This is a genomic window from Streptomyces sp. NPDC034049, from assembly GCF_055575575.1.
Genome location: NZ_JBVISJ010000001.1, coordinates 1029052 through 1042894 on the forward strand (window position 1 = coordinate 1029052; position 13843 = coordinate 1042894).

14 protein-coding genes are annotated in these 13843 nt (G+C 70.0%); 7 read left to right on the forward strand and 7 right to left on the reverse strand.

What is annotated here, in order from left to right:
* Positions 1 to 23 precede the first annotated feature (23 nt).
* Positions 24 to 1553 (reverse strand): S8 family serine peptidase, encoded by a 1530-nt coding sequence (locus tag ACZ52C_RS04610; protein WP_469073365.1) that lies wholly within the window; start codon positions 1551 to 1553, stop codon positions 24 to 26.
* A gap of 433 nt (positions 1554 to 1986) precedes the next feature.
* Between ACZ52C_RS04610 and ACZ52C_RS04615 the strand changes: the two genes are divergently transcribed.
* The 3 genes from ACZ52C_RS04615 to moaA all read left to right on the forward strand — a co-directional run bounded on the left by ACZ52C_RS04615 (position 1987) and on the right by moaA (position 5129).
* Positions 1987 to 2343: a DUF485 domain-containing protein gene (locus ACZ52C_RS04615; RefSeq protein ID WP_045560805.1), complete on the forward strand. Its 357-nt coding sequence runs from the start codon at positions 1987 to 1989 to the stop codon at positions 2341 to 2343.
* Positions 2340 to 3965: a solute symporter family protein gene (locus ACZ52C_RS04620; RefSeq protein ID WP_469073366.1), complete on the forward strand. Its 1626-nt coding sequence runs from the start codon at positions 2340 to 2342 to the stop codon at positions 3963 to 3965. Before ACZ52C_RS04615 ends, ACZ52C_RS04620 begins: the two co-directional genes overlap by 4 nt.
* A gap of 174 nt (positions 3966 to 4139) precedes the next feature.
* Complete coding sequence (moaA, locus tag ACZ52C_RS04625; protein WP_319108635.1) at positions 4140 to 5129, forward strand: GTP 3',8-cyclase MoaA; 990 nt, start codon at positions 4140 to 4142, stop codon at positions 5127 to 5129.
* 6 nt (positions 5130 to 5135) lie between these two features.
* On the opposite strand, the gene ACZ52C_RS04630 is transcribed toward moaA, so the two are convergent.
* A complete protein-coding gene (locus ACZ52C_RS04630) occupies positions 5136 to 5375 on the reverse strand; it encodes a hypothetical protein (protein ID WP_060885235.1) in 240 nt (79 codons plus the stop codon).
* Positions 5376 to 5592: 217 nt separating this feature from the next.
* Positions 5593 to 5964, reverse strand: a complete 372-nt coding sequence (locus tag ACZ52C_RS04635) for a DUF3099 domain-containing protein (protein ID WP_469073367.1) — start codon at positions 5962 to 5964, stop codon at positions 5593 to 5595.
* Between the two features lie 245 nt (positions 5965 to 6209).
* On the opposite strand from ACZ52C_RS04635, the gene ACZ52C_RS04640 reads away from it, so the two are divergent.
* Positions 6210 to 6488, forward strand: a complete 279-nt coding sequence (locus tag ACZ52C_RS04640) for a GlsB/YeaQ/YmgE family stress response membrane protein (protein ID WP_469073368.1) — start codon at positions 6210 to 6212, stop codon at positions 6486 to 6488.
* A 134-nt stretch (positions 6489 to 6622) separates the two neighbouring features.
* Here the strand turns inward: ACZ52C_RS04640 and tyrS are convergent, their stop codons facing one another.
* The 3 genes from tyrS to ACZ52C_RS04655 are packed head-to-tail and all read right to left on the reverse strand — an operon-like array spanning position 6623 to position 10857.
* Complete coding sequence (tyrS, locus tag ACZ52C_RS04645) at positions 6623 to 7891, reverse strand: tyrosine--tRNA ligase (RefSeq protein ID WP_469073369.1); 1269 nt, start codon at positions 7889 to 7891, stop codon at positions 6623 to 6625.
* A gap of 42 nt (positions 7892 to 7933) precedes the next feature.
* The gene (locus tag ACZ52C_RS04650; RefSeq protein ID WP_469073370.1) at positions 7934 to 9337 is read right to left on the reverse strand and encodes a metallopeptidase TldD-related protein; all 1404 of its coding nucleotides are present in this window, start codon (positions 9335 to 9337) and stop codon (positions 7934 to 7936) included.
* The gene (locus ACZ52C_RS04655) at positions 9334 to 10857 is read right to left on the reverse strand and encodes a TldD/PmbA family protein (protein ID WP_469073371.1); all 1524 of its coding nucleotides are present in this window, start codon (positions 10855 to 10857) and stop codon (positions 9334 to 9336) included. Before ACZ52C_RS04655 ends, ACZ52C_RS04650 begins: the two co-directional genes overlap by 4 nt.
* A gap of 251 nt (positions 10858 to 11108) precedes the next feature.
* On the opposite strand from ACZ52C_RS04655, the gene fabG reads away from it, so the two are divergent.
* The 3 genes from fabG (at position 11109) to ACZ52C_RS04670 (ending at position 13156) form a co-directional block, all read left to right on the forward strand.
* The gene (fabG, locus tag ACZ52C_RS04660) at positions 11109 to 11828 is read left to right on the forward strand and encodes a 3-oxoacyl-[acyl-carrier-protein] reductase (protein WP_045560797.1); all 720 of its coding nucleotides are present in this window, start codon (positions 11109 to 11111) and stop codon (positions 11826 to 11828) included.
* A gap of 5 nt (positions 11829 to 11833) precedes the next feature.
* Positions 11834 to 12601: an enoyl-ACP reductase FabI gene (gene fabI, locus ACZ52C_RS04665; protein ID WP_013004673.1), complete on the forward strand. Its 768-nt coding sequence runs from the start codon at positions 11834 to 11836 to the stop codon at positions 12599 to 12601.
* 180 nt (positions 12602 to 12781) lie between these two features.
* Positions 12782 to 13156 (forward strand): hypothetical protein, encoded by a 375-nt coding sequence (locus ACZ52C_RS04670; RefSeq protein WP_469073372.1) that lies wholly within the window; start codon positions 12782 to 12784, stop codon positions 13154 to 13156.
* Here the strand turns inward: ACZ52C_RS04670 and ACZ52C_RS04675 are convergent.
* Positions 13131 to 13826, reverse strand: a complete 696-nt coding sequence (locus tag ACZ52C_RS04675; RefSeq protein WP_469073373.1) for a FadR/GntR family transcriptional regulator — start codon at positions 13824 to 13826, stop codon at positions 13131 to 13133. The genes ACZ52C_RS04670 and ACZ52C_RS04675 overlap by 26 nt on opposite strands.
* Between the last annotated feature and the right edge of the window lie 17 nt (positions 13827 to 13843).

Consider the following 13843-nt stretch of genomic DNA (forward strand, 5'->3'; position numbering starts at 1 on the left):
GTCGTGGCTGCTCGCCGGCCGGGTTACTTGACGGCCTTCAGGGCGTTGACGATGCCGAACCCGTAGAAACCGTTCACGCTGGGGCTGCCTTCGCAAACCGCGTCCTGGACGCCGTCGCCGTTCTGGTCGTACGACGTCGGGCAGGCCTGCTCGTCCGCCTGCGCCTTCAGCAGCTTCTGCAGCTGCTTCGGGGACGCCCACGGGTGCGTGGACTTCAGCAGCGCGGCGACACCGGCGGCGTGCGGCGACGCCATCGAGGTGCCCTGGAGGTAGCCGTAGGCGCCGTTCGGCATGGTGGACAGGATGCGGCCGTTCTTCGACGGCGTGTCCGGGATCTGGTAGCGGGCGTCGCCGCCCGGCGCGGCGATGTCGATGACGCCGTTGCCGTACGTGGAGTAGTACGACTTCTCGTTCTTCACGCCCGTCGCGCTGACGGTGACGACCCCCGGCAGCTGGGTCGGGACGTCGAAGCACTCGCTCGGGTCGATGGTGCGCTCGACCGGGGTCGTGTCGTTGGGGCTGGAGGCGTCCGGGATCGCGTCGGAGGCCAGGTCGTGGTTGGAGTTGCCCGCCGAGGCCAGGTTCAGCGTGCCCTTCTTCTGGGCGTACAGCTGGGCCCGGTTGACGGCGTCGACGATGGCCTTCTGGTCCGGGTCGTCCACGCAGTTGTAGAGCCACGGGTCCACGTAGTAGCTGTTGTTCGTGATCTCCACGCCCTTGTCGGCGGCGAACACGAACGCGCAGACGACGCTCTCGGCGTAGAACAGACCGCTCGTCCGGTCGGTCACGTTGATGCTGGAGACCTTCACGCCCGGAGCGACACCGGCGACGCCGACGCCGTCGCGGGCCGCGGCTATCTCACCGGCGACGTGCGTGCCGTGGTAGTCGTTCACGGTGTACGGCCGCCAGGCGCCCTCGCTGGTGTCCGCGACACCGCCGTCGCAGTTGGCGGACTGGGACCTGGAGAAGTTCGCCGTGAGGTCCGGGTGGGTGTCGTCGACGCCCGTGTCGATCACCGCGACGGTGACCTTCCTGCTGCCGTCGTCGATCTTCGCGGCCTTGTCGGCGCCGATCGCCCGCAGGTCCCACTGGTCGGCCTCGAGGGGCTCGGCGTCGGGGATGTCCGCCGAGGCGGCCTTCACCTTCGCGGCCTCCGCGTCCGTCAGCATGTCGACGGCGCCCACGTCCGTCGTACCGGCGGGGGTGAGCGGCGAGGTCCGGGTGGCACCGGCGGACTGCACCCCACGCACCGCGCGGATCTTCGCACCGAAGGCCGGGTCGGTCGAGTGGACCACGATCACGCCGATCTTGGCGTACGTGACCACCGTCTTGCCGCCGGCCTCGGCTATCGCCTTCTGCACCTTGGCGATCGTGCGCTTGTCCGTCTTGGTGTTCACGACGTACGACAGGTTCGGGCCCTCCGCGGTCGCGGCGGTGGACTCCGCGGACGGGGCCGCCGAGGCGACACCCGGCAGGAAACCGAGCGAGGCGGTCAGCGACAGGACGACCGGCACCGCGAGGGCGAGCCGTCGCCTGGAGCGCAGATGAGCCATGTGATCTCCACATCATTCTCAAAGAAACCGGCCCGAGGCACACGGGTGCCTGGGCAGGTACATGACGTTGGTGGTGCAGCTCGAAGCTATCCCTGGTCGTCGCCGGCCAGCAATGACTTCACGGGCGGGAGGCGGAAGTAGAGGGGTAACCCTCGAAGTCGCCGCATCTCCTGGCCATTTCCGCAACGGGCGCACTTCGGCCACACATCGGACCCCGCGACGGTTTCCGAATCGGTTTTCGAAAGAAACACGCACGGTTGAACCGGTCCTCGCGCCCCGCCGTGACGTTGAGCAGGGAGCCCGAGCACGATCGTGCGCCCGTCACCGAAAGAACAGAACCGCCCCCATGTCCGAACCCAGTCCGTCCCCCGATCCGACGGCGAAGAGGTCACCATCCACCGTCGCGAACGCGGCGGAGACGCGAGGAGACTCCGTGGCAACCGACGCACCGCCCCCAGCGAAGGCCGAGCATCACCTCCCCTCACCCGAGGAGTTCGCCGCGGTCCATGAGAGCGCCGAGTTCGCCGAACTGCGCCGCTCCTACCGCTCGTTCGCCTTCCCGCTGACCGTGGGCTTCATCGCCTGGTACCTGCTGTACGTCCTGCTCTCCAACTACGCGGGCGACTTCATGGGCACCAAGCTCTTCGGCAACATCAACGTCGCCTTCGTCCTGGGCGTCGCACAGTTCGTCACCACGTTCCTCATCGCCTGGTGGTACTCGAAGCACGCCGCCGCGAAGCTCGACCCCAAGGCCGAGGCGATCAAGTCCCGGATGGAGGGCGGCGCATGAGCCCCGCAACGCAGACGATCCTCGCGGCCAACGAGGCCAGCGAGCACCGGCCGCTCATCATCACTCTCTTCGCGCTGTTCGTCCTGGCCACCCTCGGCATCACCATCTGGGCCGGCCGCCAGACCAAGGACGCCGCCGACTTCTACGCGGGCGGCCGCCAGTTCAGCGCCTTCCAGAACGGCCTCGCGGTCTCCGGCGACTACATGTCGGCGGCCTCGTTCCTCGGCATCGCGGGCGCCATCGCCCTCTTCGGCTACGACGGCTTCCTCTACTCCATCGGCTTCCTGGTCGCCTGGCTGGTCGCCCTGCTCCTGGTCGCCGAGCCGCTCAGGAACTCCGGCCGCTACACCATGGGCGACGTGCTCGCGTACCGCATGCGCCAGCGCCCCGTCCGCACCGCCGCCGGCACCTCCACGATCGTCGTGTCGATCTTCTACCTGCTGGCCCAGATGGCGGGCGCGGGCGTCCTCGTCTCGCTGCTCCTCGGCATCACCTCCGACGCGGGCAAGATCCTCATCGTCGCCCTCGTCGGCATCCTGATGATCGTCTACGTCTCCATCGGCGGAATGAAGGGCACCACCTGGGTCCAGATGGTGAAGGCCGTCCTCCTCATCGGCGGCACGATCCTCATCACGTTCCTGGTCCTGCTGAAGTTCAACTTCAACATCTCCGATCTGCTCGGCACCGCCGCCGAGAACAGCGGCAAGGGCGCCGCCTTCCTGGAGCCCGGCCTCCAGTACGGCGCGACCGGCACCTCCAAGCTGGACTTCATCTCCCTCGGCATCGCCCTGGTCCTCGGCACCGCCGGCCTGCCGCACATCCTGATCCGCTTCTACACGGTGCCCAACGCCAAGGCCGCCCGTAAGTCCGTGAACTGGGCCATCGGCATCATCGGCGGCTTCTACCTGATGACCATCGCCCTCGGCTTCGGCGCCGCCGCGCTGATCTCCCAGGACGAGATCATCGCCTCCAACCCGTCGGGCAACACGGCGGCACCGCTGCTCGCCCTGCACCTGGGCGGCGTCGACTCGGCCTGGGGCGCGATCCTGCTCGCCACCATCTCGGCGGTGGCCTTCGCGACGATCCTCGCCGTGGTCGCCGGCCTCACCCTCGCCTCGTCGTCGTCCTTCGCGCACGACATCTACGCCAACGTCATCCGCAAGGGACAGGCCTCCGGCGCCGAGGAGGTCCGCGCGGCCCGCTGGGCGACCGTCTTCATCGGCGTCGTCTCCATCGGCCTCGGCGCCCTCGCCCGCGACCTGAACGTGGCCGGCCTGGTCGCCCTCGCCTTCGCGGTCGCGGCCTCCGCCAACCTGCCCACGATCCTCTACAGCCTCTTCTGGAAGCGGTTCACCACCCAGGGCGCGCTGTGGTCGATCTACGGCGGTCTGATCGTCGCCGTCGGCCTGGTGCTGTTCTCGCCCGTGGTCTCCGGCGACCCGAAGGCGATGTTCCCGGACGCCGACTTCGCCTGGTTCCCGCTGAAGAACCCGGGCATCATCTCCATCCCGTTCGGCTTCCTCATGGGCTTCCTCGGCACGGTCCTGTCCAAGGAGAAGCCCGACGAGGCCAAGTACGCGGAGCTCGAGGTCCGCTCCCTCACGGGCACCGGAGCGCACTAGTACTGCAACGGTGCTTAGCTCCGCCGGGGGACGCCGTCGCGAGGGGGCCGTCGTAGATCTCTACGGCGGCCCCTCGCCGCGTCTCGTGCGATCGGGCCGGTGATGTTGTCAGCGCGGTCACGTAGGCTCGCACATGTCGAACGATTGTGATCCGCCGCGAGGGAGGGGGCCCACGTGCTCATCGACACCTACGGCCGAGTGGCCACCGACCTGAGGGTCTCGCTGACCGACCGGTGCAATCTGCGCTGTACGTACTGCATGCCCGAGGAGGGCCTGCAGTGGCTGGCCAAGCCCGACCTGCTGAGCGACGACGAGATCGTCCGTCTCATCGACATAGCCGTCCGGATCCTGGGCATCGAGGAGGTCCGCTTCACCGGCGGTGAGCCGCTCCTGCGCCCCGGCCTGGTCGGCATCGTGGAGCGGGTGGCGGCCCTCGCCCCCCGCCCCCAGATGTCCCTCACCACCAACGGCATCGGCCTCAGGCGCACGGCGACGGCCCTGAAGGCGGCCGGCCTGGACCGGGTGAACGTCTCCCTGGACACCCTGCGCCCGGACGTCTTCAAGACCCTCACCCGCCGCGACCGCCACAAGGACGTCCTCGAAGGACTCGAAGCCGCCCGCGACGCCGGCCTGACCCCGGTCAAGGTCAACTCGGTCCTGATGCCCGGCCTCAACGACGACGAGGCCCCCGACCTCCTCGCCTGGGCCGTCGAGCACGACTACGAGCTGCGCTTCATCGAGCAGATGCCCCTGGACGCCCAGCACGGCTGGAAGCGCGACGGCATGGTCACCGCCGGCGACATCCTGACCTCCCTGCGCACCCGCTTCGACCTCACCCCCGAGGGCCGGGACGAACGCGGCTCGGCCCCGGCGGAGCGCTGGCTGGTCGACGGCGGCCCCCACCGCGTGGGCGTCATCGCCTCCGTCACCCGCCCGTTCTGCTCCGCCTGCGACCGCACCCGCCTCACCGCCGACGGCCAGGTCCGCACCTGCCTCTTCGCCCGTGAGGAGACCGATCTGCGCGCCGCGCTGCGCTCCGGCGCCCCGGACGAGGAGATCGCCCGTATCTGGCGGCTGGCGATGTGGGGCAAGAAGGCGGGCGCGGGTCTGGACGACCCGTCGTTCGTCCAGCCGGACCGGCCGATGTCGGCGATCGGGGGCTGAGCGGTCCTACGGCGCCGGCTCCTCCCAGTCGTCCAGCTTCACCACGTCCTTCAAGAACCCCCGCACCCCCAGGAACTGCGACAGATGCTCCCGGTGCTCGTCGCACGCGAGCCACGTCTTGCGCCGCTCCGGCGTGTGCAGCTTCGGGTTGTTCCAGGCGAGCACCCAGACCGCGTCGGCCCGACACCCCTTGGCCGAACAGATGGGGGAGGAAGGATCGGACCCGGGGACGTTGAGGATGTTCACGACGTCGACCCTAGCCGCAGAAAAGGCGACGCCGAGCAGCCACGGGGGGAGCTGCCCGGCGTCGGTCTGTCGCTCCGACGGGGGATGCGGAGCGCTCTCGAAGTATGTCACGGGTAGCCCTCTGCCCGGCACAGGAACTACATGATTGATCTGAGCTTTTCTTGAGCTTGGCGGGTGGCCGGATTCCGCTTCGCCGGAGTGGCCGGACGGCCCGCGCTCAGGCCCGCTCGCGCGGCTCGCTCCGCCTGTGCCCCGCCGAATCGGCCGCCGCGTCCTCCGCGACGGATTCCGCGGGCGGCGTGATCATCGGTCGCATGGGGGCCCTGACGAACGTGGACGGCAGCGAGGGCGCGTTCTCCCGGCCCGCGTTGGCGATCACCACGGCGACGTACGGCAGCACCGCGCCGAGCACCAGCGCGACGACCGCGACGTGCCGTTCGACGTTCCAGAGGACCGCGGCGGCGATCACCGCGAGGGTGCGCACGGACATCGAGATGATGTAGCGGCGCTGCCGGCCGCGGACGTCGTCGGCGAGGCCCTGCCGGGCACCCGTGATCCGGAAGACCTCGACGTTGTGCTGCTTCCGCATCACGTTCCACCACCCGCCTGTATCGGACGCTCCCCGGCCCGTGCCCGTCCGTGCCCGCCACAGGAACACGGTCCGGACGCATTCCACGTTACGCCGCGTCTGCGCCGCCTACGAGACCGGGTCACCTTCCACGGAGAGTGGAGGAAATGCGCCGCGCCGCGTACGGCCGTGCCCGACATGCGGCGTACCGCGGGCGGGCCGAGACTGGGCGTAATGCTCACGTCGAGCCGTACGAGGAGGCAGCCATGGGCTGGTTGTGGGCGATCATCGTGGGATTCGTGCTGGGCCTGCTGGCCAAGGCGATCCTCCCGGGCAAGCAGCACAGCCCGCTCTGGCTGACGACGATCTTCGGCATGCTGGGCGCCGTCGTCGGCAACGCGCTCGCACGCGGCTTCGGTGTCGAGGAGACCTCCGGCATCGACTGGAGCCGCCACATCTTCCAGCTGGTCGCCGCGATCGTCATCGTGGCCCTCGGCGACATGGCGTACATGGCGACCCTGGGCAAGAGAAAACGGCGGACCTGAGCCCCGCGCCCTGAACGGCGGCGCAGCCGCCATCTGAGGGGCGCGGGGAACTGCGCGAGCAACCACGCCGAAGCGGCACTCGCCAGCGACCCCACGCCCCTACGGCGCCCAGGCCCCGGCAGACTCGATCGCGCCTAGGCCCCGGTCACCTCGACCGCGGCCAGGTTCTTCTTCCCCCGCCGCAGCACCAGCCACCGCCCGTGGATCAGCTCTTCCCGGGACGGAACCGCGTCCTCCGCGGTGACCTTCACGTTGTTCACGTACGCCCCGCCCTCCTTCACGGTCCGCCGCCCCGCGGACTTGCTGGGCACCAGCCCGACCTCGGTGAGCAGGTCGACCACCGGACCCAGCTCGGCGACCTTGACGTGGGGCACCTCGGACAGCGCCGCGGCGAGAGTCCGGTCGTCCAGCTCCGCCAGCTCGCCCTGCCCGAACAGCGCACGGGACGCGGCGATCACCGCAGCCGTCTGGTCGGCCCCGTGCACCAGCGTCGTCAGCTCCTCGGCCAGCGCCCGCTGCGCGGCCCGCGCCTGCGGCCGCTCCTCGGTCTGCTTCTCCAACTCCTCAAGCTCCGCACGGGACTTGAAGGAAAGGATCCGCATGTACCGGGTGATGTCCCGGTCGTCCACGTTCAGCCAGAACTGGTAGAACGCGTACGGCGTGGTCATCTCCGGGTCGAGCCAGACGGCGCCGCCCTCGGTCTTGCCGAACTTGGTGCCGTCCGCCTTGGTCATCAGCGGAGTGGCCAGCGCGTGCGCCTCCACGCCGGGCTCCAGCCGGTGGATCAGGTCCAGGCCGGCCGTGAGGTTGCCCCACTGGTCACTGCCGCCCTGCTGGAGGGTGCAGCCGTACCTCCGGTAGAGCTGGAGGAAGTCCATGCCCTGGAGGATCTGGTAGCTGAACTCGGTGTAGCTGATGCCCTGGTCGGACTCCAGCCGGCGGGCGACGGAGTCCTTCGTCAGCATCTTGTTGACGCGGAAGTGCTTGCCGATGTCCCGCAGGAACTCGATGGCCGACAGGCCCTCGGTCCAGTCGAGGTTGTTGACCATCACGGCCGCGTTCTCGCCCTCGAAGGAGAGGAACGGCTCGATCTGCCCGCGCAGCTTGCCGACCCAGCCGGCCACGGTCTCCGGGTCGTTCAGCGTGCGCTCCGCCGTCGGGCGGGGGTCGCCGATCAGGCCCGTCGCACCGCCGACCAGCGCCAGCGGCCGGTGACCGGCCTGCTGGAGCCGGCGCACGGTGAGCACCTGCACCAGGTGTCCGACGTGCAGGGACGGCGCGGTCGGATCGAACCCGCAATAGAACGTGACAGGACCGTCCGCGAGCGCCTTGCGCAAGGCGTCCTCGTCGGTGGACAGGGCGAACAGTCCCCGCCACTTCAGCTCGTCGACGATGTCCGTCACGGTTCTCGTGTCTCCTCGTTCGGGTCGTAATCAGGTACGAGGTTATACGCCCTGGCTGACAGAACTCATATTGAAATCCGGCACTCGCAGCGCGGGCATCGCGGCCCTGGTGAAGTAGTCGCTCCACTCGCGCGGCAGCGTCTTCTCCGTGCGGCCCGCCTCCGTGGCCCGGCCCAGCAGGTCCACCGGCGACTCGTTGAACCGGAAGTTGTTGACCTCGCCCGTGACCTCGCCGTTCTCCACGAGGTACACCCCGTCGCGGGTCAGGCCGGTCAGCAGCAGCGTGGCCGGGTCGACCTCGCGGATGTACCACAGGCAGGTCAGCAGCAGCCCGCGTTCGGTGTTCGCGACCATCTCCGCCAGGGAGCGGTCCTCGCCGCCGTCCAGGATCAGGTTGCCGATCGTCGGCACCACCGGCAGCCCGGTCAGGCCCGCGCTGTGCCGGGTGGTCGGCAGATGCGCGATCTCGCCCCGGCTGATCCAGTCGGTCGCCGTCAGCGGCAGCCCGTTGTCGAACACCGAGCTGTCACCGCCGGAGGAGTGGGCCAGCACGAAGGGCGCGGACTCCAGGCCCGGCTCGTTCGGGTCGCTGCGCAGGGTCAGCGGCAGCTCGGTCAGCCGCTCGCCGATCCGGGTGCCGCCGCCGGGCTTGCTGAACACCGTCCGGCCCTCGGCCGCGTCCCGCGCCGACGCCGACCACATCTGGTAGATCAGCAGGTCCGCCACGGCCGTCGGCGGCAGCAGCGTCTCGTACCGTCCGGCGGGCAGCGGCACCCGCCGCTCGGCCCAGCCCAGCCGTACGGCCAGCTCCGCGTCCAGGGCCGCCGGGTCGACGTCCTTGAAGTCCCGCGTGGAGCGCCCCGCCCAGGCCGAGCGCTTGCGGTCCGGGGACTTGGCGTTCAGCTCCAGCGTCCCGTTCGGCTGGTCGTGGCGGAGCCGGAGCCCGGTGGACGTACCGACGTAGCTCGACACCATCTCGTGGTTGGCGAAGCCGTACAGCTCGCGGCCGCCCGCACGCGCGCGTGCGAACGACTCGCCGAGGGCCGGCGCGAAGTCGGTGAACACGGCGGAGGACGTCTCGGCGGGCGCGTCCGTGAAGTCGGGGGAGTGCGCCACCCCCGTGACCAGCGGCTGGGCGTCCTCGGCCGGTCCGGCGCCGCGCGCGGCGGCCTCGGCGGCCCGCACCAGCGGCTCCAGCTCCTCGGCGGTGACGGCGGCCCGCGAGACGACCCCGGAGGCGGTGCCCTCCTTGCCGTCGACGGTGGCGACGACCGTCACCGACCGGCCCCGGGTGACCCCGTTCGTGGTGAGCGCGTTGCCCGCCCAGCGCAGGTTCGCCGTCGAGTACTCGTCGGCGATCACCACACAGCCGTCGGCACGGGAGAGTCCGAGGGCCCGCTCGACGATCTCGTGCGGCTTGTGCGCCTTGGTGTTCCGCCCGCTCATCGACCGGCCTCCTGCGTGGTGTTCAGAATGTTGACGCCCTTGAAGAGGGCCGAAGGGCAGCCGTGCGACACCGCGGCGACCTGACCCGGCTGGGCCTTCCCGCAGTTGAACGCGCCGCCCAGGACATAGGTCTGCGGCCCGCCCACGGCCGCCATCGAACCCCAGAAGTCGGTCGTCGTCGCCTGGTAGGCGACGTCCCGCAGCTGCCCGGTGATCCGCCCGTTCTCGATCTTGAAGAACCGCTGGCCGGTGAACTGGAAGTTGTACCGCTGCATGTCGATGGACCAGGACCGGTCCCCGACGACGTAGATCCCCCGGTCGACCCCGCCGATCAGGTCCTCCGTCGACATCCCCGCCGGATCCGGCTTCAGCGACACATTGGCCATGCGCTGCACCGGCACATGCCCGGGGGAGTCGGCGTACGCACAGCCGTTGGAGCGGCCGAGCCCGGTGAGCCTGGCGATACGACGGTCGAGCTGGTAGCCGACCAGTGTGCCGTCCTTCACCAGGTCCCAGGACTGCCCCGCCACGCCCTCGTCGTCGTACCCGATGGTCGCCAGACCGTGCTCGGCGGTGCGGTCACCGGTGACGTTCATCAGCTCGGAGCCGTACTTCAGCTTGTTGAGCTTGTCGAAGGTGGCGAAGGACGTGCCGGCGTACGCGGCCTCGTAGCCGAGGGCGCGGTCCAGTTCGGTGGCGTGGCCGATGGACTCGTGGATGGTCAGCCACAGGTTGGACGGGTCCACGACCAGGTCGTACACGCCCGACTCGACGCTCGGCGCCCGCATCTTCTCCGCGAGCAGCTCGGGGATGCGCGCCAGCTCGTCGTCCCAGTCCCAGCCGGTGCCCGTCAGGTACTCCCAGCCGCGCCCGACCGGCGGCGCCAGCGTCCGCATCGAGTCGAACTCGCCGCTGGACTCGTCGACGGACACGGCGGTCAGCGACGGGTGCAGCCGCACCCGCTGCTGGGTGGTCACGGTCCCGGCGGTGTCCGCGTAGAACTTGTTCTCGTGCACGGTGAGCAGCGAGGCGTCGACGTGGTTGACCCCGTCGGCCGCCAGCAGCCGCGTGCTCCACTCCGTGAGCAGCGCGGTCTTCTCCTCGTCGGGGACGGTGAACGGGTCGATCCCGTACGAGGAGATCCAGGTCTTCTCCGCGTGCACCGGCTCGTCCGCCAGCTCGACCCGCTCGTCCGACCCGGCGGCCTTGATGACCTGCGCGGACAGCTTGGCCATGGCCACGGCCTGCGAGGCGACCTTCGCGGCGGCGTCCATCGTCAGATCCACCCCGGAGGCGAACCCCCAGGTCCCGCCGTGCACGACCCGCACCGCGTACCCGAGGTCGGTGGTGTCCGAGGACCCGGCGGGCTTGGCGTCCCTGAGCCGCCAGGAGGCGCTGCGCACCCGCTCGAACCGGAAGTCGGCGTGCTCGGCGCCGAGGGCCCGCGCGCGGGCGAGCGCGGCGTCGGCCAATGCCCTCAGCGGTAGTGCCGTGAAGGCTTCGTCGATGGAATGAGGCACCGAGGTCTCCCTGTCGCCGAACGGTTGTCGTGGCGTGTCGGATCCGATCATGTCGCGCCCGCGGGCGGCCGGACCACATCTTTCCGGCTGTGGTCGGCGGGCTTTCTGTAGGGACCCCACAGTGACCACCCCGTGCCACTGTCACAGCTCGAATGCCCGCCGGGGGAAGCGGACCGATAGGTTTCGAGGGAAGGCGCCTGCCGTCCAGGCATGCGGGCAGGCGTTCAGACCGCTAAGGAAAGGGTGATCCGTTGAGCCGCTCGGTTCTCGTCACCGGAGGCAACCGGGGCATCGGCCTCGCCATCGCCCGCGCGTTCGCCGACGCCGGCGACAAGGTCGCCATCACCTACCGCTCGGGGGAGCCGCCGGCCGCCCTAACAGAATTGGGCTGCCTGGCCGTCAAGTGCGACATCACCGACCCCGAGCAGGTGGAGCAGGCCTACAAGGAGATCGAGGCCGAGCACGGCCCGGTCGAGGTGCTGATCGCCAACGCCGGCGTCACCAAGGACCAGCTCCTGATGCGCATGTCCGAGGAGGACTTCACCTCGGTCATCGACACCAACCTCACCGGCACCTTCCGCGTGGTCAAGCGCGCCAACCGCGGCATGCTGCGCGCCAAGAAGGGCCGCGTCGTCCTCATTTCCTCGGTCGTGGGCCTCTACGGCTCGCCCGGCCAGGCCAACTACGCCGCCTCCAAGGCCGCCCTGGTCGGCTTCGCGCGCTCCCTCGCCCGTGAGCTGGGCTCGCGCAACATCACCTTCAACGTCGTCGCGCCCGGCTTCGTCGACACCGACATGACCAAGGTGCTCACCGACGAGCAGCGCGCGGGCATCGTGAAGCAGGTGCCGCTCGGCCGGTACGCGCAGCCCGAGGAGATCGCCGCGACGGTGCGGTTCCTCACCTCGGACGACGCCTCGTACATCACTGGAGCCGTCATCCCCGTAGACGGCGGACTGGGAATGGGTCACTGATCACCATGAGCGGAATCCTCGAGGGCAAGCGCGTCCTGATCACCGGTGTGCTGATGGAGTCCTCCATCGCCTTCCACACCGCCAAGCTGGCCCAGGAGCAGGGCGCCGAGATCATCCTCACGGCCTTCCCCCGGCCCACGCTGACCGAGCGCATCGCCAGGAAGCTCCCCAAGCCCACCAAGGTCATCGAGCTCGACGTCACCAACGACGAGCACCTCGGGCGCCTGGCCGACATCGTCGGCGAGGAGCTGGGCGGGCTCGACGGCGTCGTCCACTCCATCGGCTTCGCCCCGCAGGACGCCCTCGGCGGCAACTTCCTGAACACGCCCTTCGAGTCCGTCGCCACCGCGATGCACGTCTCGGCGTACTCCCTGAAGTCGCTGACCATGGCCTGTCTGCCGCTGATGCAGAACGGCGGCTCGGTCGTCGGCCTGACCTTCGACGCGCAGTACGCCTGGCCGCAGTACGACTGGATGGGTCCGGCCAAGGCCGCCCTGGAGGCCACCAGCCGCTACATGGCGCGTGACCTGGGCAAGCAGAACATCCGCTGCAACCTCATCTCCGCCGGTCCCATCGGCTCCATGGCCGCCAAGTCCATCCCGGGCTTCGGCGAGCTGGCCGCCGTGTGGGACGACCGTTCGCCGCTGGAGTGGGACCTCAAGGACCCCGAGCCGGCCGGCCGCGGTGTCGTCGCGCTGCTCAGCGACTGGTTCCCCAAGACCACCGGCGAGATCATCCACGTGGACGGCGGGCTGCACGCGATCGGCGCGTGAGCGTCACCCACAACGCTCTGCCACGGTTCGAGGGCGCGCATCCATTCGGGTGCGCGCCCTCGCCGTACTCCTGTCCGCCGGGATCATCACTCGTTCGGCTCATCCGGCGGGCCGCCGGAGCCCGGTGCCGCGCACGCTGGACGTGCACCGCTCAGCCACTCGGCCGAGGAGGTCCCCCTTGTGCGCATCCTCCGCAGCATCGCCCCAGCTGTCGTCGCCCTGGTTCTCGTCCTCACTCTTCCGTCCGAATCGGCACCGTACGCGCGCGTGGAGACCGCGGAGTCACCCGCGCGCGTAGGGGCGGACGACAAGCCCGTTGCGTTCGGGGCGGCCTGCCGCAGCACCGTCACCGGCTCCCAGGTGGTCGGCTACTGCTTCAACCCCCACGCGGCCGTCGACCGCGTCCGGCTGCACATCGAGTGCGTCCGGTGGTGGGACATCGACAGCGACAGCGCCGCGGTCGAGGCCGGTCCCGCGCGGACGGTACGGCTCACCGGGCGCTGCTGGAAGGAAGTCGGCTCGGTGTGGTTCAGCCACCAGCGGGTGGACGGCTGACCCGGCCGGGACGGCAGTGGAACGGATAGCCGGCGGCCTCCGCCGCGGCGGTCTCCGCGTCGCCCGCGCGGATCGCGTCCACCAGCCGGGCGTGGTCCATGTACGTCTCCGGGGTCAGCTCCTCGCCCACGTCACCGCGCAGCCAGTCCCGCAGGACCTCGCCCAGGTCCGCGTAGACCGTCGTCACGACGTCGTTGTGGGACGCGGCCACGACCGCCATGTGGAAGGTCGCGTCGGCGGTCACGAAGTCCTCCGCGTCGCCCGAGGCCCAGGCCTCCTCGCGGCGCGCCAGCAGCGCGTCCAACTGCCTGAGGTCCTTCTCGGTGCGCCGCTCGGCCGCCAGCTTCGCGGCGCTCGACTCCAGGGCGGAGCGCAGTTCGGCGATGTGGCTCGGGTCGGCGTCGGCGAAGCGGCGGTGCATCACGCCCGCGAGCTCGCTGGTCGCGACGACGTAGGTGCCGGAGCCCTGGCGGATGTCCAGCAGGCCGTTGTGCGCGAGCGCGCGGACGGCCTCACGGACCGTGTTCCGGGCGACGCCCAGCTCCTCGACCAGCTCGGGCTCGGTGGGGATGCGGGAGCCGACCGGCCACTCGCCCGAGGTGATCTGGTTCCGCAGCGCGGCGATGACCTGCTCGGACAGCGCCGATCGACGGGGATGGCTCAACGGCATGGCACACCTTCGCACGA

Coding starts and splice junctions, on each gene's coding strand:
- fabI (WP_013004673.1), top strand. CDS start 11,834: ATGAGCGGAATCCTCGAGGGCAAGCGCGTCCTGATCACCGGTGTGCTG.
- ACZ52C_RS04610 (WP_469073365.1), bottom strand. CDS start 1,553: ATGGCTCATCTGCGCTCCAGGCGACGGCTCGCCCTCGCGGTGCCGGTC.
- ACZ52C_RS04640 (WP_469073368.1), top strand. CDS start 6,210: ATGGGCTGGTTGTGGGCGATCATCGTGGGATTCGTGCTGGGCCTGCTG.
- ACZ52C_RS04650 (WP_469073370.1), bottom strand. CDS start 9,337: ATGAGCGGGCGGAACACCAAGGCGCACAAGCCGCACGAGATCGTCGAG.
- ACZ52C_RS04675 (WP_469073373.1), bottom strand. CDS start 13,826: ATGCCGTTGAGCCATCCCCGTCGATCGGCGCTGTCCGAGCAGGTCATC.
- ACZ52C_RS04635 (WP_469073367.1), bottom strand. CDS start 5,964: ATGCGGAAGCAGCACAACGTCGAGGTCTTCCGGATCACGGGTGCCCGG.
- ACZ52C_RS04620 (WP_469073366.1), top strand. CDS start 2,340: ATGAGCCCCGCAACGCAGACGATCCTCGCGGCCAACGAGGCCAGCGAG.